Source organism: Selenomonas ruminantium AC2024, from assembly GCF_000687995.1.
GTDB lineage: Bacteria > Bacillota > Negativicutes > Selenomonadales > Selenomonadaceae > Selenomonas_A > Selenomonas_A ruminantium_B.
The window spans coordinates 2,428,419-2,450,537 of record NZ_JIAC01000001.1; the positions used below are offsets into that span (position 1 = coordinate 2,428,419).

Sequence of the window (22,119 nt, forward strand, 5' to 3'; positions counted from 1 at the left end):
ATATTGAGAATAATTCTTTTGGAGGTTTATATGGCTACAATCAACGACAACTACCTGAAACTCCCTGGCAGCTATCTCTTTGCCGAAATCGCCCGCCGGGTGGCAGCCTTTAAGGAAGCACATCCTGAAGCAGACATCATTCGCCTGGGCATTGGCGATGTGACCCAACCTCTGCCCCCTGCCTGCATCGAGGCCATGCACAAAGCTGTAGATGAACTGGCCAGCGCCGATACCTTCCGCGGATATGGTCCGGAACAGGGCTACAGTTTCCTCACCGATGCCATCATCGAGCACAACTACAAGGCCCGCGGCATTGAGATTGCCAGTGACGAAATCTTCATCAGCGACGGCTCCAAGAGCGACTGCGGCAACATTCAGGAAATCTTCGGTACCGATAACAAGGTCGCTATCACTGACCCGGTTTATCCGGTCTATCTGGACACCAATGTTATGGCAGGCCGCACGGGCACACTGCAGGAGGACGGCCACTTTGCAGGTGTCACCTACCTGCCCTGTGATGCCAGCAACAACTTCGCACCGGAACTGCCTGCGGAACGCGTAGACATGATTTACCTCTGCTGCCCCAACAATCCTACGGGGACGACCCTTTCCCGCGCAGAATTGAAGAAATGGGTGGACTACGCCCGCGAAAATCAGTCCGTCATCCTCTTTGATGCAGCTTATGCCGCCTATATCACCGAAGAGGATGTGCCCCGCTCCATCTACGAAATCGAAGGAGCCAAGGATGTAGCCATCGAGTTCCGTTCCTTCTCCAAGACCGCGGGTTTCACGGGTACCCGCTGCGGTTACACCATCATCCCCAAAACTGTCAAAGGCCGTGCCGCTGACGGCAGTCTGGTGGAATTCAACAAACTTTGGAACCGCCGCCATACTACCAAATTCAACGGCACCGCTTACATCGTTCAGCGTGGCGCTGCCGCCATCTACACGGAGGAAGGCCAAAAACAGGTCAAGGAAACCATTGCCTACTACATGGAAAATGCCCGTATCATCCGCGAGGGGCTGCAGGCGGCTGGTATCGAAGCCTACGGCGGCATCAACGCCCCCTATATCTGGCTCAAAACACCAAACAACATGCCCTCTTGGGATTTCTTCGATAAACTCCTGACCGAAGTCCACATCGTGGGCACCCCGGGTGCCGGCTTCGGCCCCTGTGGCGAAGGCTACTTCCGTCTCACCGCCTTCGGTGACCGTGAAAACACACTGCGGGCTGTGGAGCGCATCAAGACTAAACTACATATCTGATTGTAAAATCGCACATACAAAAGTGGAGAGCTCTGGGCCCTCCACTTTTTATTTGCCTGTAAAATTTTAGAATTTGAATTTCCGCAGGGAATTCTGCAAATCCTGTGCGAGATTTGCCAAGGCCGTGCTGGCATCGGCAATCTCAGCAGCGGAAGCAGACTGCTCTTCGGAGGCAGCGGAAACGCTTTCCATTTCCGAAGCCACCATGCCGCCCTTCTGCAGAATACCGCTGGATTTTTCCTTGATATTCTGGGTATCCTGTTCCACAACATGCAGTTCCTTGGTCATTTCTTCAGCCTGTTTAGCAACTCCTAAAGCGGCATCGTAAATGCTCTTAAAGGTATCACGAAGCTGTTCAACGGATGCAGTGCCTTCTTTCACTGCGGCACTACCCTTTTGCATGGAGGAAACGGCCTCGGCGGTTTCCGACTGAATCCCGCTGATAAGACCAGTAATCTGCTTGGCTGCTTCCTGGGAAGCCTCGGCGAGCTTACGGACTTCATCAGCAACTACGGCAAAGCCACGGCCATGTTCACCAGCACGGGCTGCTTCGATAGCTGCATTCAAGGCCAGCAGATTGGTCTGTTCGGCAATCGAAGAAATCGTCTCCACAATCTGACCGATTTCCTGGGAACTCTGCCCCAGCTTATCGACGGTCTCGGCGGAGCTGTTGACAATCTGCGCCACACTGTTAATCTGGTTAACGGCCAGTTTCACCGCATCATTGCCTTCCACTGCCGCCTTATTGCTGGTGTTGGCATGTTCCGAAACCATATTGGCGGTACGGCTCAGCCGCTCGATAGCCTGCACGGCATTCTCAATGGAATCCATGGCACCGGTGACATCTACCTGCTGTTCCGCTACAGCACCGGCTGCGTTGGTGACAGACTGTGCCACCTGTTCCGAAGCCTGTGCCGACTGCTGGGAGCTGGCCGTAAGTTCTTCGGAGGAAGCCGCCAGCTGTTCGGCAGTAGCACTGGTACTGCGCATGAGCTTATTCAAGGTCATACGCACTTCTGCAACTTTATCGGCCATTTCACCGAATTCATCACCACGGATAATCGTACGGGGATGTTCGCTGAAATCACCACCACGCAGACGTTCCAGGGAACGCATCATAGCCTGAACAGGGTTAACCATTTCGCGGGTAATCCACATTGCTACGGCAACCATAATAATCAGCCCCAGCAAAAGCTGAATAATCATATTGCGGATAGCAGCTTCCGTGTCCGCATCATTCTGCGTATTGAGTTCTTCCGCATGGCTGTTTTCCAGTTCCGTCATCTTATTGATATGCGGGCGCATCTGATCCAGCAATTTGGCGCCTTCACGATTATAGAGCGCCCTGCCTTCTTCCATCTGGCCGGCCTGACAAAGTTTTACCGCATCGTTCAGATTTTTTCGCAGCGCTGCCCAGCTACTTTTATACGATTCGAGTTCTTTCTTAATCACGTCCGGCTTACCTGGTATGGCTTCATAGTTTTTGATTCCATCATCCACAAATTGCAAACCTTCCTGGAATTTCTTGTCTAAATTCTGCATGCGCTGTGGGTCATCCTTTACCGTAGTCATGATAATCATCATGCCCTGCGCATAGCGTGTACCATAGCGCATATCGCTAAGATAACCGATGGATCTGACCGAGCTGGAATACATTTCTTCCATATCGACCTGTGCTTTTTTTGCCGTGGAATAGCCCTGATAGCCGATAACCAGCATACCGATTACGGCAAATGCTGCTAGTATCAGCATCTTATAGGCTACCCGCAGGTTTTTAATAAATCCCATTCTTTACCCACTCCTTTGAAGTAAAAATATAACCCGTAAAGTTAATACCTATATCTTTACGGGTTATATTCGTGAGCAAAGGAAATTTTCCTGCTATTATTCAGTTATTTTTCATCCAGAAGGTCTACAAGTTCGTCGTAGTCTTTCTTGAGCTTATAATATTCCTCTGCGATTTGCAAAGTGGTGAGCACGGCAATCTTGCGCTCATCAAAGCTGCGCACCGAGCGGGACATGGCTTTCATCTTCTTGTCCACCGCTGCCGCCAGCATCTTCATGTGCTGCGGGTCGTCGGTTTTCAGCGGATAGCTGTTGCCGTAAATCTCCACCACCACGCGCTCAGCGGGGCGGTTATTTTTTTCTTCTGCCATACGATCACCTGCTTATGCACGCAATTCGGCACCGAACTGTTTTTCCACAGATTTGAGGATATTATTGAAGGCCGTATCGGCTTCCTCATCGGTCAGTGTCTTGTCCTTGGACTGGAACTGCAGGTTGAAGGCAAGGCTCTTCTTACCTTCAGCTACATGTTCGCCGGTGTACACATCGAAAAGCGTTACGGACTTGAAGTGCTTGCCGCCGTTCTTCGTGATAACCTGCTCAATCTTGCCAGCTTCGGCATCTGTATCCACCACAATAGCCAAATCGCGGGAAGTTGCCGGGAACTTGGGCAGGCTATCGAAATGGAAGTTCTTGGCGGTGTACTTCATGAGCACTTCCACGTCCATCTCAAAGAGATAAACTTTCTGCTTGATGCCGAAGTTTTCGGCAGCCTGCGGATGCAATTCGCCCAGGGTGGCGATGACTTCACGGCCCTTCTTGAAGAGTGCGGTCTTGCCCGGATGCAGGGCGAAGTGTTCACCGGCTTCTACAGTATACTTGGAGATGGAAAGGCTGGCGAGCAGTTCTTCGACCAAGCCCTTCATATCGTAGAAGTCAATCATGTCATTTGTCTGGTTCCAGCCCACCGTATTACGGCGGCCCGTCATCAGACCAACGAGTTTTACGACTTCTTCCGGCTGTTCCGTTACGGGCAGCTGTTTCGGGAAGAATACGGGAGCTACATCAAAGAGACGCAAATCCATATTCTTGCGGGAGAAGTTGCGCACAGCATTTTCCATGATGGAGGTCAGAAGGCTCGTGCGCACGAGCGGATAGTCATCTGTCAGCGGGTTCATGATGGGCACAGCCTTGCGCAGTTCGCTGTCAGCCGGCACCAGCATCTTGTCCAGCAGGTCGGTATTCGTGAAGCTGAAGGACAGCTCCTCGGTCATGCCCAGACCGACGAGGATTTCCTTAATCTTGTCGATGAAATCCTGACGAGGGCTCTGCTTGCCCTGCATTACAGCACCCCAAGGCAGGGTCGGCGCGATATTGTCAAAGCCGTAGATGCGGGAAATTTCCTCAGAGAGGTCTTCCATGCAGGTGCAGTCATTGCGCCAAGTGGGAACCTTAGCCACAAAGCCTTCGCCTTCCGTCCGTACGGCAAAGCCAAGACTCGTGAGGATTTCCATCATCTTGCTGGCACTGAGCTGCGTACCCAGACGAGCATTAATCTGCTCGGCCGTATAATGGATTTCCGTCTGTTCTTTCGGTGCCGGATATACATCCACCATGCCCTGCGTTACCGTGCAAGCACCCATTTCCTGCAGGAGCTGACAGGCGCGATCGAGCGCGCGGGGAATTGCCGTCACGTCTACGCCGCGTTCAAAACGTCCCGAAGCTTCGGAGTGCAGACCGCAGGCACGGGAAGTGCGGCGGATGCTGGCACCATTAAAGGAAGCTGCTTCGAGCACGATGGTCGTGGTCTTTTCCGTCACTTCGGATTCAAGGCCGCCCATTACACCGGCAAGGCCAGCTGGCTTTTCGCAGTCGGCAATGACGAGTTCCGTGCCCTTGGCAATGCGGGAGCTGTCATCCAAAGTATGGAGGTTTTCGCCTTCTTTAGCCAGACGGGCCGTCAGGCTGTGACCGGCGATTTCATCATAATCATAGGCGTGCATGGGCTGGCCCAGTTCCACCATGACAAAGTTGGTCACATCGACCACGTTGTTGATGGCACGGATGCCTGCACCTTCGAGACGCTGCTGCATCCATTCCGGAGATGGACCAACCTTGACATTCTTGATCACGCGGGCAGCAAAACGGTCGCAGAGGTCGCTTTCAATGCCAATCTTAATCATATCGGCAGCCTTGGCTTCGTCATCTTCCTTGACGGAGATTTCCGGATAGTGCGGCTCATTCCCCGTGAGCACTGCGGCTTCACGCACAAGACCGACAACGCTGAAGCAATCGGCACGGTTAGCTGTCAATTCAAATTCGAGCACGACATCATCAAGGCCGAGCACATCCTTGGCGGGCACACCGACCGGCGTATCAGCAGGCAGGATGTAGATGCCGTTCTTTTCTTCTTCCGTCAGCTTGGTGAGGTCCATCTTGAGTTCTTCCGCGGAGCACAGCATACCATTGGACGGCAGGCCGCGCAGCTTGCCCTTCTTGATGTGGAGGCCGTTAGGAAGATGCGCACCAACCATAGCCACCGGCACCACCTGGCCTTCGGCCACATTCTGCGCACCCGTGATAATCTGAATGAGTTCCGGCTCGCCCACATTCATCTGGCAAATCTGCAGATGGTCGGAATCCGGATGGGCTTCGAGCTTTTCAATACGGCCCGTTACCACTTTATCAAGTCCTTCGTCCGCGCGGATAACATTTTCCACGGGAACACCGGACATTGTGTATTTGTCGGCCAATTCCTCAGCCGTTTCGTTGAACTTTATATAATCGTTTAACCATTTAATGGAAACCTGCATATGTAAACCTCCCTAATCAGAACTGCTGCAAGAAACGCACGTCATTATCGTAGAACAGACGCAGGTCGTCAATGCCGTAAGACAGCATGGCGATACGTTCCACGCCCAGACCGAAAGCAAAACCACTGACCACCTTCGGGTCGTAGCCGCTCATTTCCAGCACATGGGGATGAACCATGCCGGCGCCCAGGATTTCGAGCCAGCCCGTGCCCTTGCAGACCTTGCAGCCTTCACCGTGGCACATCACACAGGAGATATCCACTTCGGCAGAGGGTTCCGTGAACGGGAAGAAGCTCGGACGGAAACGCACGCCTACATTTTCGTTGAAAATCTGATGCAGGAAGAGTTCGAGCGTACCTTTGAGGTCAGCAAAGCTGATGCCCTTGTCGATAACGAGACCTTCCACCTGCGTGAACATCGGCGAATGCGTCGCATCGTATTCGTCACGGCGATAAACACGGCCCGGCGCAATCATGCGAATCGGCTTGTTCGGCTCGTTAGACTGCATCGTGCGGGCCTGTACTGGCGAAGTCTGGGAGCGCATGAGGATTTCGTCCGTGATGTAGAAGGAATCCTGCATATCGCGTGCCGGATGATCTTTCGGCAGGTTCAGTGCTTCAAAGTTGAAGTAGTCGCGCTCGATTTCCGGGCCTTCTTCTACGCTAAAGCCCATATGTACGAAAATATCTTTAATACGCTGCATCGTCAGCGTCAGCGGATGCAGATGGCCCTGCGGCACATTGCGGCCCGGCAGAGTAACGTCAATCTTTTCGCTAGCCAGGCGTACGGAAAGTTCCTTGGCTTTAAGCTCACCAGTCTGCGCATTGATGGCTTCTTCCACTTCTGCCTTGGCTACGTTGACAATCTTGCCGACTTTCGGACGTTCCTCAGCGGACAAGTTGCCCATACCACGCAGGATAGCCGTGAACTCGCCCTTCTTGCCCAAATACTTTACACGGATATCGTTAAGTGCCGTCATATCGCTTGCGGCTTTGACTTCAGCTACGGCAGCTGCCTTCAGCTCCGAAATCTTTTCTTCCATTTATTTACCTCCTGCCTTATGAAAAGCAAACTATAAAAGCCCTCGCCCCCGCACAATATGTGCACGAGGGGCGAAGGCTGAATTTCGCGGTACCACCCTGATTTATCACTTGCATCTTCTTAACGCGAAGCACACGTCCGGCATTTCCTCCGAAAAGCTCCCAAGCGAACTTTCAAAATCCGGCATTATCTCCATCCCAGCAGCGGAGACTCTCTAAAAATGCCCGCGAAGTTTACTCTTCTTGTTCATCGCCACAATACATAGAATTGTAGCATAAAGACCGCGGGATTGCAAACAAAAATGCTGCAAAGTGAAGGAGGATGAAATATTGATAGCCCCTGCAATCTCTGTTATACTTATAGATTGGGACTATATAATAAAAAATCATATCCAAAAGGAGTTTGTTTTTAGATGTTATTAAATCGTAAATCCGTAGAACTGCTGGCACCTGCCGGCACCTGGGACGCCCTGGTGGCTGGTGTGGAATCCGGCGCTGATGCCTGCTACCTCGGCGGCAAACATTTCAATATGCGCATGCATGAGGGCGATTTCAACTTTGATGACGAGATGCTCAAGAAGGCCATTGCCTACACCCATGAGCATGGCGTTAAGCTCTACATCACACTCAACAACCTGATCAGTGACGAGGAAATTCCCGCTCTGCGTGAATACCTCACCTACCTCAACGAAATCCGCCCGGATGCTATCCTCGTACAGGACTTTGCGGTACTCGAACTCATTCACGAAATGGGCATCAAAATTCCAGTGCACACCTCCGTTATGATGAATACCCATAACGAGCACGCTATCGAAAAGCTCAAGGAATACGGCATTACCCGCGTTGTTGTGGGCCGCGAGATGACGCTCTCCGAGCTCTCCCTGTTCCGTGAGCGCACGGGTATTGAAGTGGAATACTTCATGCACGGCGATATGTGCATCAGCGAAAGCGGTCAGTGCATTCACTCCGGCGTGGTCTTTGGCCAGAGCGGCAACCGTGGCCGCTGCCTGAAACCATGCCGCTGGGCTTATCAGCTGATTGATGAAAAGACGGGCGAAGTGCTCGACAAGGACAGCGACGGTGCCTATAAGCTGGCGCTCAAGGATATGTGCATGTACCGCCATATCCCCCAGCTCATTCAGGCTGGCGTGTTCTCCTTCAAAATCGAAGGCCGTATGCGCCCCGCTCCCTTTATCCGCCGCATTGTCAGCACCTACCGCAAGGCCATTGATGCCTATATCGCTGACCCGACGGGCTGGCAGCCGGATGAAGAAGGCTGGAAAAGCCTCTATGAAAACCGTGCCCGCGACTTTACGACCACCTTTGCCTTCGGTTCCCCGGATAAAAAGGACATCGGCTTCGATGGCACGCGTGAACCGCGCTTCTTCAGCGATGCCGTGAAGGAAGCCGGTTTCCAGGACGAAATCCTAAAGCAGGAACGCGATATTGACAAGTCAAATCCCGACCACCGCACATTAAGCGTCCGCGTAAACACCGTCGGTGCAGCCTGCGCCGTTATTGACAATGGTGCCGATATCGTCTATGTCGGCGGCGAAACCTTCCGCCCCAACAAGCCTTGGAGCCTCAAAGATTTTGCTGAAGTTATCGCCTACAACAAGGGCCGCGCCAAAATCATCATCAACACGCCGCGCACGACCATGCGCCGGGAATGCGGCGAACTGGAACAGTTCTTCACGGCGCTGAAACAGCGTGAACTCAAAGCCGACGGCATCATGGTCAGCAACCTTGGCTCGTTGAAGCTGGCCAAGCGTCTGACGGATTTACCAGTGCAGGCGGATGTGTCCTTTAACCTCTTTAACCATCTGGCCGCCAAGTTCCTCAAGGAAAATGGCCTGACCATGGGTACGGCTTCTTATGAGCTTTCGTTTGAGCAGCTGCGCGAAATCGTCGAAAGCTCCGAGCTGCCCATCGAAGTTGTGGTACACGGTTCCTATGAATCCATGATTTGCGACCACAATATTCCGGGCATGAGCCTGCCATTCTTCAACGAACTCAACAATCCCGAAGTTCTCGACCGCCGCTATGCCCTGCTCGACAAAGCTGGCGAAAAGCATTCCCTGCGCGTTGACCAGTTTGGCCGCAACCACATTTACTTTGCCAAGGACCTCTGTCTCTATCCGTACCTTGCGAAGTTTAACGGCTTGGGCGCTTACCGCATTGAGGCGCAGGATTACGCACCGGAATTTGCCGGCATGGTCACCCGCATTTACCGCACGGCTTTGGACAACCTCACGGCAGGCAAAGAGGCCTTCCACGCCGATGACCTCGAAACGCTCAAAAAAGGCCCGCGGCAGCTTGGTCTTGGCACCTACCGTTTCCGCCGGAGCCGCAACTCCATCTAATCTGTTTATATTTTAGGGGGAAGTTATGGAAAGCAAAAAATTCATCGGCCCTGAGGCCATTATCGAAAAGAAGAAAAAATACATCATGCCCTGCTTAGGTCATTTCTACAAGGAACCGGCCCAGATGGTCAAAGGTTCCATGCAGTACCTCTGGGACAGCACGGGCAAGAAATATCTGGATATGTACGCCGGCGTGTCCGTTATGAACTGCGGCCACTGCAATCCGGAAATCCTGGAGAAGATGAAGGCTCAGATTGACGAGCTGCAGCATGTCTGCAACATCTACCTCACGGAAAACTTCGTGAACCTGGCAGAAAAGCTGGCCCAGGTCACTCCTGGCGATTTGCAGAAGTCCTTCTTCTGCTCCACGGGTTCCGAAGCTACGGAAGGTGCCTTCCTGCTGGCTTCCGTCTACACAGGCAACAGCGAAATCATCGCCCTGCGCCACGGCCTGCACGGCCGCACAAAGCTGGGCATGAGCGTAACGGGCCTTACCATGTGGCGCACCGACCCCAATCCCGTTGGCGGCATTCACTTTGCCCCCAACCCGAACTGCTATCGCTGCCCCATGAACAAAAAATTCCCGGAATGCGATTACGCCTGCGCCAATGCCATCGAGGATTTGATTAAATCCTCCACCTCCGGCCATCCCGGTGCCTTTATCGCCGAAACCATTCAGGGCAACGCCGGCTGCGTAGTGCCGCCCAAAGGCTACTTCAAGCGCGTCAAAGAAATCCTTGACCAGTACAATACCCTGCTGATTATCGACGAAGTACAGACGGGCTTTGCCCGCAGCGGCAAGATGTTTGCCATCGAAAATTACGATGTCGTCCCCGATATCATGTGCATGGCCAAAGCCTTGGGCAACGGCGCCCCGATTTCCGCCTTTATCTCCACGGCTAAGATTGCTGATACCTACACCCGCCCCGGCGCTTCGACGCTCGGCGGCAATCCGGTATCCTCCACGACAGCCATGGCGGTTCTCGACTATATCGAAGAACACAAGCTTATGGAAAATGCTCAGGCACGCGGTGAGCAACTTAGAAGCGGCCTGCGTGAGCTGCAGCAGAAACATCCCGTTATCGGCGATGTGCGTGGCCTCGGCCTGATGGATGGCGCAGAATTCATCCATGCGGACGGCAGTCCTGCTCCGGAAATCCTTGACGATGTACTCGAAGTCCTCAAAGACCGCGGCTTTATCATCGGCAAGAACGGCGTAGACCGCAACGTCATGGCCTTCCAGCCGCCTTTGGTGATTACGGAAGAAAATGTCAACGACGTACTGAACGCCCTGGACATAGTCTTAACCGAAAAAAATCTCTAAAACAATAAAACAACAAAGCCCGCCCCGCTGGGTATATCTTCCTGCAGCGTTTGACAAGCTTGCGCGCAAGAAAGATATCCCCCGCGGGGCGGGCGGCTTACTATAAAGCACTATTTCACTGGTGTATTGATTTCTTTGACGATTTTTGCCTCTTCGCGGCCCAGACACCAGCCCAAGGTCTTGATTTCCGAATACAGCATCACGCGCTGTTCCCGGTTGTCCACCTGCGCCTGCATCAAATCTTGATACTGGCTGATGGCTTGATTGTAGCGGGCCAGTATGGCCTGCACCGTTCTGGGCTTTTCCGGACGCTGTTCCTTGTGGCGGCGGATCAAATCTTCGGCAGCATTTACCGTTTCGTTGTCCGTGATAATCATAGCGGTCTTCCTTTCTGCAAATATCTTCTTAAAGAAGCATATTCGCCCTTTATCGGGAAAATCCTCTATTGACCATGAACCGCCGTCAAAAACCTTTAGCCCTCGGCACCGAAAGCTGCTTCAACAGGAGGCGGTCCTCCCTGCGGGCCACCATGCTGGCCGCCCTTTTTGAAATCCGGACGCAGTTTGCTCGCGTCTACGCCCAATTTCTTGGCGATATCGCTCCAACGGTTATTGATTTTCTTCATATCCAGGACCGCCTGCAAATCCTTGCCGCTGAGTTTGGCAATCTTGGCAGCCATGCTGATATCCTGAGCCCGATAGCCGTTGTTAAGAAGCGCCAAAGCCTTAGCCTTGTCAATATCGCCGCGCTTAGCCATGCGATCGGCCGTCATCTCGTTCATCTGCTTGCGGAACTGTTCCGGCGTAACCCCCAGAGCTTTGCCCACATCCGGCCAGCGCTTGTCTGCCGTCTTCATGGCCAGCACATCCTTAAAGGATTTGCCGGAAATCTTGGACAGCATCGCCGCCTGACCGATGTCCTGGAAGTCCCGCTTGTTGTTGACGGCCTCTTTCACCTCTGCTTCGCTAACGCCGAAGGCCTCATGCAGTCGTTTGGCCACATCATCAGCATTCATATTCATCATGGGGTGCTGGCCACCCTTATGCCCCTGCATCATATGCGGAGGAGCCTGACGTTCGCCGCCCTTGGCCACCGTCTCCGCAGCCTGAGCCTGACCGCTCAGCAGGCCAAAGCCCGTACCAACCATCAGAGCGCCGGCCACAATACCAGCTAACATTTTCTTACGCATAATATATACCTCCATTCAACATTAGAACCTATTTCGTTATCCTGCTTATACTATATCGCATGATTCTTATAGTTGCTTTAGATTACCATTAATTTTTCGTAAAAAATCGCTGAAATTAAGCTGAAATGTAGAGACCCCCATAAGTTAGACCAAGAAATCTAACTTATGGGGGTCTTTTTATGGCAAAATATAGTGCAGAATTTAAATTTGAAGTAGTCCAAGAGTATTTGAACGGACATATAGGATATACTGACTTAACAAAAAAATATGACATCCCTTCAAAAAAATGTATTCAAGAATGGGTCGGAAAATATCGTAGAGTGGGGAAAGATGGACTTCAACGGTCAAGAAAAAATGGAACCTATTCTTTCCAATTCAAGGTAAATGCTGTAGAGTTATATTTAAGTACAGAGATTTCTTACCAAGAATTGGCACTTCGACTAAATTTGAAATCTGCGGGCCTTTTAGCTAACTGGGTTCGACGCTATCGTGCTGTTGGTATAGAAGGTCTCAAACCGCAACGGAAAGGCAGGCGGCCAAAGATGCCAGATAAAGCCAGTATTACACCAGAATGCAATATAAATCAAGATGAGAAGCTTAAACAGCTGGAAGAAGAAAATCTCAAGCTTCGTATTGAGGTGGCTTATTTAAAAGGACTGAGGAGATTGCGCCTGGAGCAAGAGGCGCAGAAGCGAAAGCAAGGATCGCCCACAGTCTCCGAGGATCATTCAAATTAAAAGACATCCTTGCAGTTATAAAACTCCCTAAAGCCACTTACATGTATTGGCAACAGCGATTCGACCGCCAAAATCCGGATGCTGAGTTAGAATCAAAAATCAAAGCTATTCGGCAGAACAACAAGGACTTTGGTTATCGTCGAATCTGGGGTAAGCTCCGCAAAGAGGGCCTTTTAGTCAATCGCAAGAAAGTTCAGCGACTTGTCCAGAAATTAGGGCTACAGGTAAAAGCTTTCTCTCACAAGAGCCGCAAGTACAGTTCCTACAAAGGTACTGTTGGGCGTATTGCACCCAATCGGCTGCGTCGCCGCTTCGATACCTGTATCCCACATCAAAAAATCACCACAGATACCACTGAATTTAAGTATTATGAAATGGACACCAAAGGGAATATTCTTACACGCAAGGCATATCTAGACCCGTTCCTTGACCTTTATAATCGTGAAATCATTAGCTTTAGTATCACCAAACGGCCATCATCACAAGGCATTATGTCTGCTTTGGATAAGGCAATTGCCATTACCAGCGACTGCCCTTATCGTCGAACGTTCCATTCCGACCAGGGATGGGCTTACCAAATGGGTAGCTATGTAGGTCGATTAAAGGAAGAACGAATTTTTCAAAGTATGTCTCGCAAAGGTACTTGTCTGGATAATAGCGTGATGGAAAATTTCTTTGGCCTGCTAAAACAGGAAATCTATTATGGGCATACCTATCACAGCTTCGAAGAACTTGAACGAGCTATACGGCATTACATCACATATTACAATAAGCACAGAATCAAAGCTAAGCTGGGGTGGCTCAGCCCAGTAGATTACCGATTACGTCATGCCGCAGCGTAAAAAAACCGGTAGCAGCAAATAATTGCTACTACCGGTAAGGTCTAACTTTATGGGGTCACTACAAAATAATGCTGATGATAAATATATTTTATTTTCTTTGCGAAAAAAAGAGGAAAAATCGCCGCACATGTAGTATTATATGTTATGTGATAATTATGGAAAGAGGTGTATTCGATGACAGATCAGGAAATCGAGAAACTCGTTCAGGATAAACTCAACGAGGCTTATCAGGCAGAGGAACATCCCAAGAAGTTCTTCGTCACGGAAAACGGACGCGGTGTTTGCGATGGCGGCGACCTTTACAACGCTCTCCTCGGCGACATGATGCGCATTTCCCAGAAAGCTCTGACGGAAATTCTCAAGGAAGCACTGAAGAAATAAGCAAAGTGTCAAATTCCCGGCAACAGATGGTTGCCGGGAATTTTTCTTTTTATTCACATCGTTATCTGCAGACAGGCAAAGAGCAGCAGACCAATGCCCGCCCCCACAATGGAACCGTTCATGCGTATCCAGAGCAAATCCGGTTCAACCTTGTCATAGACCAGATGATTGAGCTGCTCATCGGTAAGCCGGGAGAGTACATCGGTGACGATAACCCCCACCAAAGTCTGGGCATGCAGGGCAGAACGCCCCAGCAGGTCGAAGAGGAAGCTATCCACAGTCTCGTGGAGCAGCTCATCATTTTCCACCAGATACAGCATGCGCCTGTATTCTTCACGAATAAGTTCCTCCAGCCGGGAACGCAGGGCCGGCAGATGCTCTGCCAGCGGGTCCACATCCCGCGCCTTATCCTCCAGAAAGTGCAGGCGCAGATGGTCAAACATCTCCACCACTGCCGTTTCCAAAGGCAAATCCTTGAGCAGGCTGTCCTTTAATTCATGCGTCAGCTGATGGAACTGCGGCTCCCGATTGAGTTCTGCCGCCTTTTCGTAGAAGAGGGCCAGCATTTCCTGCTGCAAGGGCGAATCCTGTGTGCCCAGCTCGTCCAGCATGGCCAGCAGCTGCCGTTGAATCAATTCGGCAGCCTCCTCGTAGTTAATCAAATCCACAGCCTGAGCAAAGCCAGCCAGCAGCTGCGCAAAGACATTCTCGCCGGTCTTTTCCTCCTCGTAGGCTTCGAGCAGGGCCTTGATTTGCTGGCGGGCAGCAGCCGTAGAGGCCTGTGCACGCCAATAGGCGGCTATCCGCTGGACAAACTCCTTATCCTTGCCGGTCTTCTGCAGCCATTTTCCCCAGAGGGCAAAGAAATCCTCCGGCTCGACTTTTGCCAGAGCTTCCCGCATCTTCGAAGCGATAACGCCAGCCTGCGCCTTAGACTGCTGCATCAGAAAATCCCGTACATAATCCACGAGCTGGCCTACCAGCCGAGCTTCGTTAGCCGGTTCCCTTAGCCAGCCCAACAGCATGGGCATGATATGCAGCCGCTCCAAATGGCGGAAAATCTTGCGCTTGGAGAAAAACTCCTTCTGCACCAGCGTAACAGATGCTTTGATAAAGGCATCCCGCCGCCGGGGCAGAATCGCCGTGTGATAGGGAAAGCCCAACGGCTTGCGGAACAAAGCCGTCACGGCGAACCAGTCGGCAATGCCCCCGACCAAAGCCGCCTCGCTGGCAAAGAGCAGCGCGTCACTAACCAGACTGTAAGGATAGCGCAGATGAAGATACAAAGCCAGCAGGAACAGGCCAAAGACAATCAGCAGGGTTTTGTCCGCCTTGTTTAAGCCACGCTTCACAGCCCCCACATCCTTTCTGTCAGGGTAATGAGCACATAGAGGCCCATCCCCACCAACGCCCCCACTACCGAGCCATTGATACGAATCATCTGCAGATCATCCTGTACCTTGTCCTCCACAAAAGTCACCAGTTCATCATCTGAGAATTCGTCCAGCCGCTCGCGGATAATGCCCGGAATCAGTCCATGATGCTTAGTCAATTCATCCCGCAGGAAATCCTTGACGGAGCGGTCAAATTTTGCCTGCCACTGCGCCGAGCCGATAAACTTATCGATGAGGCCATCCACATAAGCCTGCACATGCGGCAGCCAAAAGGGCTCCTCCCCCTTGATATTCTCTTCGAGCCAACGGGCTATCATGCTGGTCAAATCCACCTGCTCCAAGAGCTTTTCTTTCTTATCCCGCAGTAAATCCCGCAGCCGTTCATCCTGACTGAGGCTGTAGAGCATGGTCACAAGCCCGGTATGCAAATCACTGCCTGCCGTCACACCATGCTGCTGAAGCTGGGCGAGTCTTGCCTTGACCCGCGTCACGAGCATGGTGAGAATCTTTTCATCCGTCACCCCCATGGAGGCCAATACAAAGGCCCGGCCTGCCGAATCCTTCTCATAGCTTTCCCGCAGCACGCGGATATGAGCCAGCAGGGCCTGCCGCAGGGCAGGCGAGTCAATGACCTGACCACTGATGGCGGCCAGACTATTTACCAGCTGCTCCGTATGTTCCTTTTTCGTCAGGAGGTGCAGGATTTCCGGCAAAATATCCTCAAAGGCAAAGGAACTCAGCCCCTGATGAATCGCAGGCGCCAATTCCTCGGCTATGCGGCAAGAATCCAAATCGTTAACGGCCTTCAACAGCACACCTTTTACCACCTGATGAACCCGCTCCCGGCCTCCACGATGGATAAAATATTCTGCCAGCAGCTGGGCAGTATTCTGTTTTTCCAGCACACTCATAATATTTTCCGTGCTCAGCAGGTCCTCACTGGCATAGACGACCAGGGCTTCCATGATACGGCTGCGGTTGCGCCGCAGGATGTCCGTACGATAGGCGATGCCCAAGGGCTTACGAAAAATGGCGGTCACGGCAAACCAATCTGCCAGACCGCCAATCGTTGCCGCCAAAAAGCCATGATGCACCATGCCGGCCACAAAACTTTCCGGCAGGGCAAAGGTGCCCAGAAAACCTGCCGCACTGAGCCCTAATGCCAGATTGGCTTTATTTTTTTTCTGCATGTCAATTCATTTTCCCTATAAGTTCCTTCAGATAGGACTGGAAGCTTGCCCCCAAATCCTCCCGGCGCAGGGCAAATTCCACCGTGGCCTTCAAAAAGCCCAGCTTATCCCCCACGTCATAGCGCTGACCTTCAAAGTCATAGGCATAGACCGCATCCTGACGAGCCAGCACCTTCAAGGCATCGGTGAGCTGAATCTCGCCGCCCTTGCCCGGCTGGGTCTTTTCCAGAATGTCAAAAATCTGGGGCTTGATGATATATCGGCCCAATACAGCCATCTGGCTGGGAGCTTCTTCCACGGCCGGTTTTTCCACCATGTCCGCTACGCGCATCAGACGGCTGTTATCCGTCTGCGTGCCCGCTACGATACCATAAGCTGAAACTTTCTCCTGCGGCACATTCTGGCACCCCAACACCGAACCGCCGGTAGCTTCGTAAATATCAATGAGCTGCGCCAGCGCCGGCTTAGCGGGATTGTAAACCACATCATCACCCAGCAGCACCGCAAAGGGCTCACTCCCCATAAAGGAGCGGGCACAGAGAATGGCATCCCCCAGCCCCCGCATATAGCGCTGACGGATGTAATGGATATTGATGTCTGCCGTTTCTCTCACGATTGCCAGCAAATCATCCTTGCCCTTTTCCTGCAAAGCCATCTCCAATGCCGGAGCACTGTCGAAATGGTCCTCGATGGCGCGCTTGCCATGACCGCTGATAATCAGAATATCTTCAATGCCGCTGGCCTTGGCCTCCTCCACGATGTATTGGATGGTCGGCTTATCTACAATCGGCAGCATCTCCTTAGGCGTTGCCTTGGTAGCGGGCAAAAATCTCGTCCCGTAACCTGCTGCCGGAATTACGGCCTTTTTGATCTTCTGCATTGCTAAATCCCCTTACTGTATATATTTCGTCAATTTATTATTATTATACACAAATTTGTAAAATCCTGCCACAATTCCATATGAAAAGAGCAGCCTCTTGCGAGACTGCTCCCTAATGCCGCATAGTGCAGCGAATACTCTTTAATTAGAGGTTTTCTTTAGCAACAGCAACGAGCTGAGCGAAAGCCTTCTCATCGGAGATGGCCAGATCTGCCAGCATCTTGCGGTTAACTTCAACGCCAGCCTTGGTCAGGCCGCAAACGAGACGGCTGTAGGAAATGCCGTTTACACGTGCAGCAGCGTTGATACGAGCGATCCAGAGACGACGGAAGTTGCCCTTCTTCGCACGACGGTCACGACGAGCGTAGTAGAGAGCCTTCATTACGGTCTCGTTAGCTTTCTTAAACTGTTTGCTCTTGGAACCTTTGTAACCCTTAGCGAGCTTCAGGATTTTCTTATGACGTCTATGTGCAGTCACGCCTACTTTTACTCTTGGCATGGTTTCATCCTCCTAAAAAATCAAATTAAACGATAAAATTACGGTTTAGCTTATGCGTAGGGAAGCATGTTCTTTACGCGGCCGAAATCAGCAGCGGTAACGAGAGCTGCCTTGCGCAGGTTGCGCTTGCGCTTCGGAGACTTCTTCTCCAGAATGTGGCTCTTGAAAGCCTTGTTACGTTTGAATTCACCACTACCAGTTGCGGTAAAGCGTTTAGCTGCTGCTCTGCGAGTCTTAATCTTTGGCATTACATTTTCCTCCTTAAATTAGCCTTTGCACTTAGGATTCCTGTGCAGGCTGTTTGGGCTTCGATGCTTTCTGCACTTTCGGTGCAACAATCATCGTCATATTTTTTCCTTCAAGTTTGGCATTGCGTTCAATGGAAACACGGTCGCCCAGTGCTTCTGCCACACGGCCCAGGACAGTTTTGCCCAGTTCCGGATGGGAGAGCTCACGGCCACGGAACATAATCGTCACTTTGACTTTGTTCCCTTCCTCTACGAAACGAAGTGCATTCTTCAACTTGACGTCAAAATCGTGTTGTTCAATATTGGGGCGAAGCTTCACTTCTTTGATGTTAATGACCTTCTGCTTCTTCTTCGCTTCCTTTTCGCGCTTCTGCTGCTCATAACGGTACTTACCGAAGTCCATGATGCGGCAGACCGGCGGCTTAGCCTTCGGGGCAATCTCGACGAGGTCAAGATGCTGTTCCTCAGCCATGCGCAGTGCGTCCCGGGTAGCCATGATGCCCAGCTGTTCGCCTTCGGCACTGGTTACGCGCACTTCGCGGATGCGAATCTCCTCATTGATGCGTAAGGATTCTCTGCTAATAGTAAAACACCTCCTGCTTAAAGTCTACATCTCTTATCTAAACAAGAAAGAGGCGGCACAAAGCCACCTCTAAAAACTCAATGCTATAAACCCGTCTGACTCATGTTAACCGTCAGCAGGTGAGAAGCGGTGGCTTCTTCTTGTTCACGACTTTGATAGTTTAGCATAGAATTTCCCGGCTGTCAAATATTTTTTCCAATACTTTCCTGAATAACGGCCGAAGGTGTGGTATCCAGATAGCGGCGAAAGACCTGACAGAAATTCTTGTAATCGCCAAAGCCCGTCTGCTCCGCCACCTCATATACCCGCCAGGTGCCCGCCCGCAGGAGCTTCACGGCCTGCTGCAGACGGTACTTGGCCAGAAGTGTGCCAAAGGTCTGGCCGGTTTCTTCCTTCAACTTGCGGGAAATATAGCTTAGTGAAACAAGCTGGTCTGCGGCTATCTGCTCCAAGCTGATATGCTGCCGGTAGTTTTCCACCACAGCCTGCCAGACCGCCTGCACATAGGGATTCCGGCTCTCCTTGGCCGCAGACAGTTCCTCGGCAAAGGGCAGATTATCTTCCGCCGCCTCGCTGCCGCCAATTTTTTGCAGCAATCTTGCCAGTTCCTCATCATCCACAGGCTTCAAAAGATAATCCGCGGCCTGCAGGCGCAGGGCCTCCCGCACATAGTCAAAATCAGCAAAACTCGTAAGGTACACCAGCTTGGGCAGGATGTTTTCCTCCTGCAGCACTCTGGCCAGTTCCAGCCCATCCATATTGGGCATGCGGATATCCGTGAGCAGCACATCCGGGTGCAGGCTGCGAATAAGTGGCAGAGCCTCGGCGCCGTCAGCAGCCTCTCCCACGACTTCGGCGCCTACCGCTTCCCAGTCAAAGGTGGCGATAAGTCCCTGCCGGATGATATCCTCGTCTTCTACAATCACAATGCGCAACATGAATCCTACTCCCCTTTTGCCCTTTGATATGGCAGGCAGATGGTCACGCAGTTCTGCCCAGCCTCCTCCCGGATGCTTACCCCATAATCCCGGCCATAGAGCAGCTGTATCCGGCGGTGAATGTTAAAGAGCCCTGTATGCTCCGTAATGTTTTCCTCCATCTGCAGCATTTTCTGCCAATCGGCCAAGGCCTCTGACGAAAAGCCCGGCCCCTTATCGCAGACAGCGACCTGCAGATTTTCGCCCTGCCGGGAAATGACCAAACGGATATGCTTTATTCCGCTTTTATCGGCGCCATACTTTATGGCATTTTCCAATACCGGCTGGAATAGCAGTTTGGGTATCTCTGCCTCCCAGACCTCCGAGTCAATCTCCTCGGTAAAATCCAGCCGCTTGCCAAAACGGTACTGCTGAATTTCCAAATAGCGGTGAACGTAATCCAAATCATCCGCCAGACGCACCTGCTGAACGGAATTGTTGATGCTGTAGCGCAGCAAAGCCGACAGGGCCATCACCATTTTCACCGCCGCTGCCGGGTTCAGCTTAACCATATACTTGATGTTTTCCAGCGTATTAAACAGAAAATGCGGATTGAACTGGGACACGAGTTCCCGCATCTCTGCTTTCGAGGTGAGTTTTTCCACGGTCTGAGCCCGCAGGCGGCTCTCGCGCTGCACACTCCAAAAGATGACCGGCAGCAGCACCGCCAGCAGGATGAGTAGCAGCATACCGCCCATAAAGTAGCGCACGAGCAGGCTGCGCACCGGCGTGATGGCGAGCACCCGCACGCCATAGGGCAAATGGCTCTGCGTCACATAGTAGACCTCCTGCTCCACTTCCGCCAGACCACCATTCAGCCCACAGACCAGCGGCAGCAATTTTCCCTGACCGTCCACTGGCACACTTCCCTGGGCAGCTGCCTGATTGTAATATGCATCCGTCACCACCAGCTTGATGCCCGGCTTTTGTCCCTGCGCCAGCATATTTTCTCCGGCAATAGCCAGCAGGAGATAGCCTTGCAATTCATTGTTCTTATAGAGAGCCTTGCCCCGGACAAAATCCTGCTGGCGCTCCCCCATGCGCACAAATTCTGCCACTGGCTCCTGCCTTTGCCGCAAGCGCTCCATAAAGCCCCAGTTCCTATCCTGCAATGGCAGGGGCAGCTGCCTGCGGCTGCCCAAAAGCAAATTGCCCTCTGCATCCGTCAGATAAAATTCCAGCGGCAGGCTGCTCTGATTGACCGTTTCATAAACCACACCATAGAGTGCTGCCCGGGCTTCGACGTCCTGCACCTGCCCCGTTAAAGGCAGTGCACTGGCATTGATGCGGTTTTCCAGCTGCTTCATGATTTCATCACTGTCCACCAGCAGGCGCTCAATGCGCTCAGCAGCCCCCTGACGGGCCGTATAATTTCCCGTCAGCACGTAATGATGCCAGCTGTAGACGATTAAGAGCAGGCTGATAAGGGACAGCAAAATTGCCGGCAGCAGCGCATATTTCAGCAGTGCCCGCCGCAGTTCATCCTGAAAGTTATACATCTATTATTCCCGTCCTTCTGACACCGCTTCGTAATACTGCCGGAATCTGGCCAGCAGTTCTCCCTGCACTTCCCAGCCCGCCTGTTCACCAATGGATAACAGGTCCGGGCCGCCCGCAGGGACCGCCACATCCTGCCGAACACTACGGCGGCGGAGATGATTTACAATATACTGCTGGGTCCTGCGGCTCAGCATAAAATCCACAAAAGCCTGCGCCGCCTGCTCATGGCGGGTATTCTTTAAGATGTAGATACCGTCCGGCTCACTGACCACACCTTCCTGCATGTAGACAATCTTCACCGGTCGTCCCTGGGCAGTTTCATAAAGCGCCGCTTCCTCAAAGGTGCAGCCCGCCACACATTTTCCCTTGGCCACCGCTTCGCTGACCTCCTGACTGTCCGCCAGCAGGCGGCCGTTCAGATTCCGGCAGAACTTGCGGATGTACGTCCAGCCATCTTCCGGCTCCTCCTTCCCCATGACCGCCAGCATATTCAGCAAATGGGCATAGGAAGAAGAGGATGCCGCGGGGTCTGCAAAGGCGATGCGCCCGGCCAAGGACTTGTTGAGCAAATCCTTATAGCCGCGGATTTCCATATTTCCCAGCAGATTGGTATTCACCAGCAGCACGCTGGGCACATTCGTAAAAGGAGTCATCCGGCCATCTTCGTTGCGGAACTGCGGCAAAAGCATCTCCTCCTCGGGAGAGTGATAGACCGCAAATAAATCCCGCTGCTCTGACACTTTGGAAATGGAACCGCCCCAGAGGACATCGGCCTGACCGGGTTGTTCCTGTGCAATCCGCTCCAACAGTTCTCCGGTTCCTCCAGTCACTATCCGCACGGAAATCCCTGTCTGCCCCTCGAATTCATCCACCAATGGCTGGATAAAACTTTGCGGATGCGGTGAATACACCACCAGTTCCTCTCCTGCTTCATCCGCCGCTTGCCCGCAGCCGTCCGCCCACAGGGCGCAGCATAATATCATTATATAACAAATTATTTTTCGCATATCCCAGCCTCCTTCCCTATAGTACCATAAACTCCTCCCGGATGATACCAATCCAGCCCAACTGTTCAAAATCTAGGATAATTATCCGTTTTTCACGATTG

At 52.1% G+C, this 22,119-nt stretch carries 20 protein-coding genes and 1 other annotated feature; of the genes, 5 read left to right on the forward strand and 15 right to left on the reverse strand.

Going from position 1 to position 22,119, the window contains the following annotated elements:
• Positions 1-30 precede the first annotated feature (30 nt).
• Complete coding sequence (locus P157_RS0111600) at positions 31-1,266, forward strand: LL-diaminopimelate aminotransferase (RefSeq protein ID WP_026761136.1); 1,236 nt, start codon at positions 31-33, stop codon at positions 1,264-1,266.
• Between the two features lie 66 nt (positions 1,267-1,332).
• On the opposite strand, the gene P157_RS0111605 is transcribed toward P157_RS0111600, so the two are convergent.
• The 4 genes from P157_RS0111605 to pheS form a co-directional block, all read right to left on the reverse strand.
• A complete protein-coding gene (locus P157_RS0111605; protein WP_026761137.1) occupies positions 1,333-3,054 on the reverse strand; it encodes a methyl-accepting chemotaxis protein in 1,722 nt (573 codons plus the stop codon).
• A 104-nt stretch (positions 3,055-3,158) separates the two neighbouring features.
• Positions 3,159-3,422 carry a cell division protein ZapA gene (locus P157_RS0111610; protein ID WP_026761138.1) on the reverse strand — a complete coding sequence of 88 codons (264 nt, stop codon included), beginning with the start codon at positions 3,420-3,422 and terminating at the stop codon, positions 3,159-3,161.
• Between the two features lie 12 nt (positions 3,423-3,434).
• Entirely contained in the window at positions 3,435-5,864 is a 2,430-nt protein-coding gene (gene pheT / locus P157_RS0111615; RefSeq protein ID WP_026761139.1) for a phenylalanine--tRNA ligase subunit beta, read from the reverse strand.
• 16 nt (positions 5,865-5,880) lie between these two features.
• Complete coding sequence (gene pheS / locus P157_RS0111620) at positions 5,881-6,906, reverse strand: phenylalanine--tRNA ligase subunit alpha (RefSeq protein ID WP_026761140.1); 1,026 nt, start codon at positions 6,904-6,906, stop codon at positions 5,881-5,883.
• A gap of 63 nt (positions 6,907-6,969) precedes the next feature.
• Positions 6,970-7,164, reverse strand: a binding site (T-box leader).
• 153 nt (positions 7,165-7,317) lie between these two features.
• Here pheS and P157_RS0111630 point away from each other — a divergent pair.
• On the forward strand, positions 7,318-9,267 hold the full coding sequence (locus tag P157_RS0111630) for a peptidase U32 family protein (protein ID WP_026761141.1): 1,950 nt from the start codon (positions 7,318-7,320) through the stop codon (positions 9,265-9,267).
• 25 nt (positions 9,268-9,292) lie between these two features.
• The gene (locus P157_RS0111635) at positions 9,293-10,591 is read left to right on the forward strand and encodes an aspartate aminotransferase family protein (protein WP_026761142.1); all 1,299 of its coding nucleotides are present in this window, start codon (positions 9,293-9,295) and stop codon (positions 10,589-10,591) included.
• 110 nt (positions 10,592-10,701) lie between these two features.
• Here the strand turns inward: P157_RS0111635 and P157_RS0111640 are convergent, their stop codons facing one another.
• Together P157_RS0111640 and P157_RS14545 are read right to left on the reverse strand one after the other, a co-directional pair.
• A complete protein-coding gene (locus tag P157_RS0111640; protein ID WP_051598614.1) occupies positions 10,702-10,968 on the reverse strand; it encodes a hypothetical protein in 267 nt (88 codons plus the stop codon).
• A 95-nt stretch (positions 10,969-11,063) separates the two neighbouring features.
• A complete protein-coding gene (locus tag P157_RS14545; protein ID WP_051598615.1) occupies positions 11,064-11,780 on the reverse strand; it encodes a hypothetical protein in 717 nt (238 codons plus the stop codon).
• Positions 11,781-11,959: 179 nt separating this feature from the next.
• Here P157_RS14545 and P157_RS15315 point away from each other — a divergent pair.
• Positions 11,960-13,359, forward strand: a protein-coding gene (locus P157_RS15315; protein WP_155266752.1) for an IS3 family transposase whose coding sequence is annotated in 2 segments (ribosomal slippage) — positions 11,960-12,428 and positions 12,428-13,359 — 1,401 coding nt in all. Because the reading frame shifts where the segments join, the coding sequence is not laid out codon by codon here.
• 174 nt (positions 13,360-13,533) lie between these two features.
• A complete protein-coding gene (locus tag P157_RS0111660; RefSeq protein WP_026761146.1) occupies positions 13,534-13,740 on the forward strand; it encodes a hypothetical protein in 207 nt (68 codons plus the stop codon).
• A 53-nt stretch (positions 13,741-13,793) separates the two neighbouring features.
• On the opposite strand, the gene P157_RS0111665 is transcribed toward P157_RS0111660, so the two are convergent.
• The 9 genes from P157_RS0111665 to P157_RS0111705 all read right to left on the reverse strand — a co-directional run bounded on the left by P157_RS0111665 (position 13,794) and on the right by P157_RS0111705 (position 22,018).
• Complete coding sequence (locus tag P157_RS0111665; RefSeq protein ID WP_026761147.1) at positions 13,794-15,092, reverse strand: DUF445 domain-containing protein; 1,299 nt, start codon at positions 15,090-15,092, stop codon at positions 13,794-13,796.
• A complete protein-coding gene (locus tag P157_RS0111670) occupies positions 15,089-16,324 on the reverse strand; it encodes a DUF445 domain-containing protein (protein ID WP_026761148.1) in 1,236 nt (411 codons plus the stop codon). The genes P157_RS0111665 and P157_RS0111670 overlap by 4 nt, the downstream gene beginning before the upstream one ends.
• Before the next feature lies 1 nt (position 16,325).
• The gene (galU, locus tag P157_RS0111675) at positions 16,326-17,204 is read right to left on the reverse strand and encodes a UTP--glucose-1-phosphate uridylyltransferase GalU (protein WP_026761149.1); all 879 of its coding nucleotides are present in this window, start codon (positions 17,202-17,204) and stop codon (positions 16,326-16,328) included.
• 145 nt (positions 17,205-17,349) lie between these two features.
• Positions 17,350-17,703 carry a 50S ribosomal protein L20 gene (gene rplT, locus P157_RS0111680; RefSeq protein ID WP_014424100.1) on the reverse strand — a complete coding sequence of 118 codons (354 nt, stop codon included), beginning with the start codon at positions 17,701-17,703 and terminating at the stop codon, positions 17,350-17,352.
• A gap of 50 nt (positions 17,704-17,753) precedes the next feature.
• Positions 17,754-17,951, reverse strand: coding sequence for a 50S ribosomal protein L35 (gene rpmI / locus P157_RS0111685; protein WP_026761150.1), 198 nt, complete (start codon positions 17,949-17,951; stop codon positions 17,754-17,756).
• 31 nt (positions 17,952-17,982) lie between these two features.
• Positions 17,983-18,534: a translation initiation factor IF-3 gene (infC, locus tag P157_RS0111690; RefSeq protein WP_037355992.1), complete on the reverse strand. Its 552-nt coding sequence runs from the start codon at positions 18,532-18,534 to the stop codon at positions 17,983-17,985.
• 182 nt (positions 18,535-18,716) lie between these two features.
• On the reverse strand, positions 18,717-19,472 hold the full coding sequence (locus P157_RS0111695) for a response regulator transcription factor (RefSeq protein WP_026761152.1): 756 nt from the start codon (positions 19,470-19,472) through the stop codon (positions 18,717-18,719).
• A gap of 5 nt (positions 19,473-19,477) precedes the next feature.
• Positions 19,478-21,010: a sensor histidine kinase gene (locus P157_RS0111700; protein WP_026761153.1), complete on the reverse strand. Its 1,533-nt coding sequence runs from the start codon at positions 21,008-21,010 to the stop codon at positions 19,478-19,480.
• A 3-nt stretch (positions 21,011-21,013) separates the two neighbouring features.
• A complete protein-coding gene (locus P157_RS0111705; protein ID WP_037368355.1) occupies positions 21,014-22,018 on the reverse strand; it encodes an extracellular solute-binding protein in 1,005 nt (334 codons plus the stop codon).
• Between the last annotated feature and the right edge of the window lie 101 nt (positions 22,019-22,119).

What these genes read in the sequence shown, in the direction of transcription:
- P157_RS0111600 (WP_026761136.1), top strand. Translation starts at nt 31, where the DNA reads ATGGCTACAATCAACGACAACTACCTGAAACTCCCTGGCAGCTATCTC.
- P157_RS0111605 (WP_026761137.1), bottom strand. Translation starts at nt 3,054, where the DNA reads ATGGGATTTATTAAAAACCTGCGGGTAGCCTATAAGATGCTGATACTA.
- P157_RS0111610 (WP_026761138.1), bottom strand. Translation starts at nt 3,422, where the DNA reads ATGGCAGAAGAAAAAAATAACCGCCCCGCTGAGCGCGTGGTGGTGGAG.
- pheT (WP_026761139.1), bottom strand. Translation starts at nt 5,864, where the DNA reads ATGCAGGTTTCCATTAAATGGTTAAACGATTATATAAAGTTCAACGAA.
- pheS (WP_026761140.1), bottom strand. Translation starts at nt 6,906, where the DNA reads ATGGAAGAAAAGATTTCGGAGCTGAAGGCAGCTGCCGTAGCTGAAGTC.
- P157_RS0111630 (WP_026761141.1), top strand. Translation starts at nt 7,318, where the DNA reads ATGTTATTAAATCGTAAATCCGTAGAACTGCTGGCACCTGCCGGCACC.
- P157_RS0111635 (WP_026761142.1), top strand. Translation starts at nt 9,293, where the DNA reads ATGGAAAGCAAAAAATTCATCGGCCCTGAGGCCATTATCGAAAAGAAG.
- P157_RS0111640 (WP_051598614.1), bottom strand. Translation starts at nt 10,968, where the DNA reads ATGATTATCACGGACAACGAAACGGTAAATGCTGCCGAAGATTTGATC.
- P157_RS14545 (WP_051598615.1), bottom strand. Translation starts at nt 11,780, where the DNA reads ATGCGTAAGAAAATGTTAGCTGGTATTGTGGCCGGCGCTCTGATGGTT.
- P157_RS0111660 (WP_026761146.1), top strand. Translation starts at nt 13,534, where the DNA reads ATGACAGATCAGGAAATCGAGAAACTCGTTCAGGATAAACTCAACGAG.
- P157_RS0111670 (WP_026761148.1), bottom strand. Translation starts at nt 16,324, where the DNA reads ATGCAGAAAAAAAATAAAGCCAATCTGGCATTAGGGCTCAGTGCGGCA.
- galU (WP_026761149.1), bottom strand. Translation starts at nt 17,204, where the DNA reads ATGCAGAAGATCAAAAAGGCCGTAATTCCGGCAGCAGGTTACGGGACG.
- rplT (WP_014424100.1), bottom strand. Translation starts at nt 17,703, where the DNA reads ATGCCAAGAGTAAAAGTAGGCGTGACTGCACATAGACGTCATAAGAAA.
- rpmI (WP_026761150.1), bottom strand. Translation starts at nt 17,951, where the DNA reads ATGCCAAAGATTAAGACTCGCAGAGCAGCAGCTAAACGCTTTACCGCA.
- P157_RS0111695 (WP_026761152.1), bottom strand. Translation starts at nt 19,472, where the DNA reads ATGTTGCGCATTGTGATTGTAGAAGACGAGGATATCATCCGGCAGGGA.
- P157_RS0111700 (WP_026761153.1), bottom strand. Translation starts at nt 21,010, where the DNA reads ATGTATAACTTTCAGGATGAACTGCGGCGGGCACTGCTGAAATATGCG.
- P157_RS0111705 (WP_037368355.1), bottom strand. Translation starts at nt 22,018, where the DNA reads ATGCGAAAAATAATTTGTTATATAATGATATTATGCTGCGCCCTGTGG.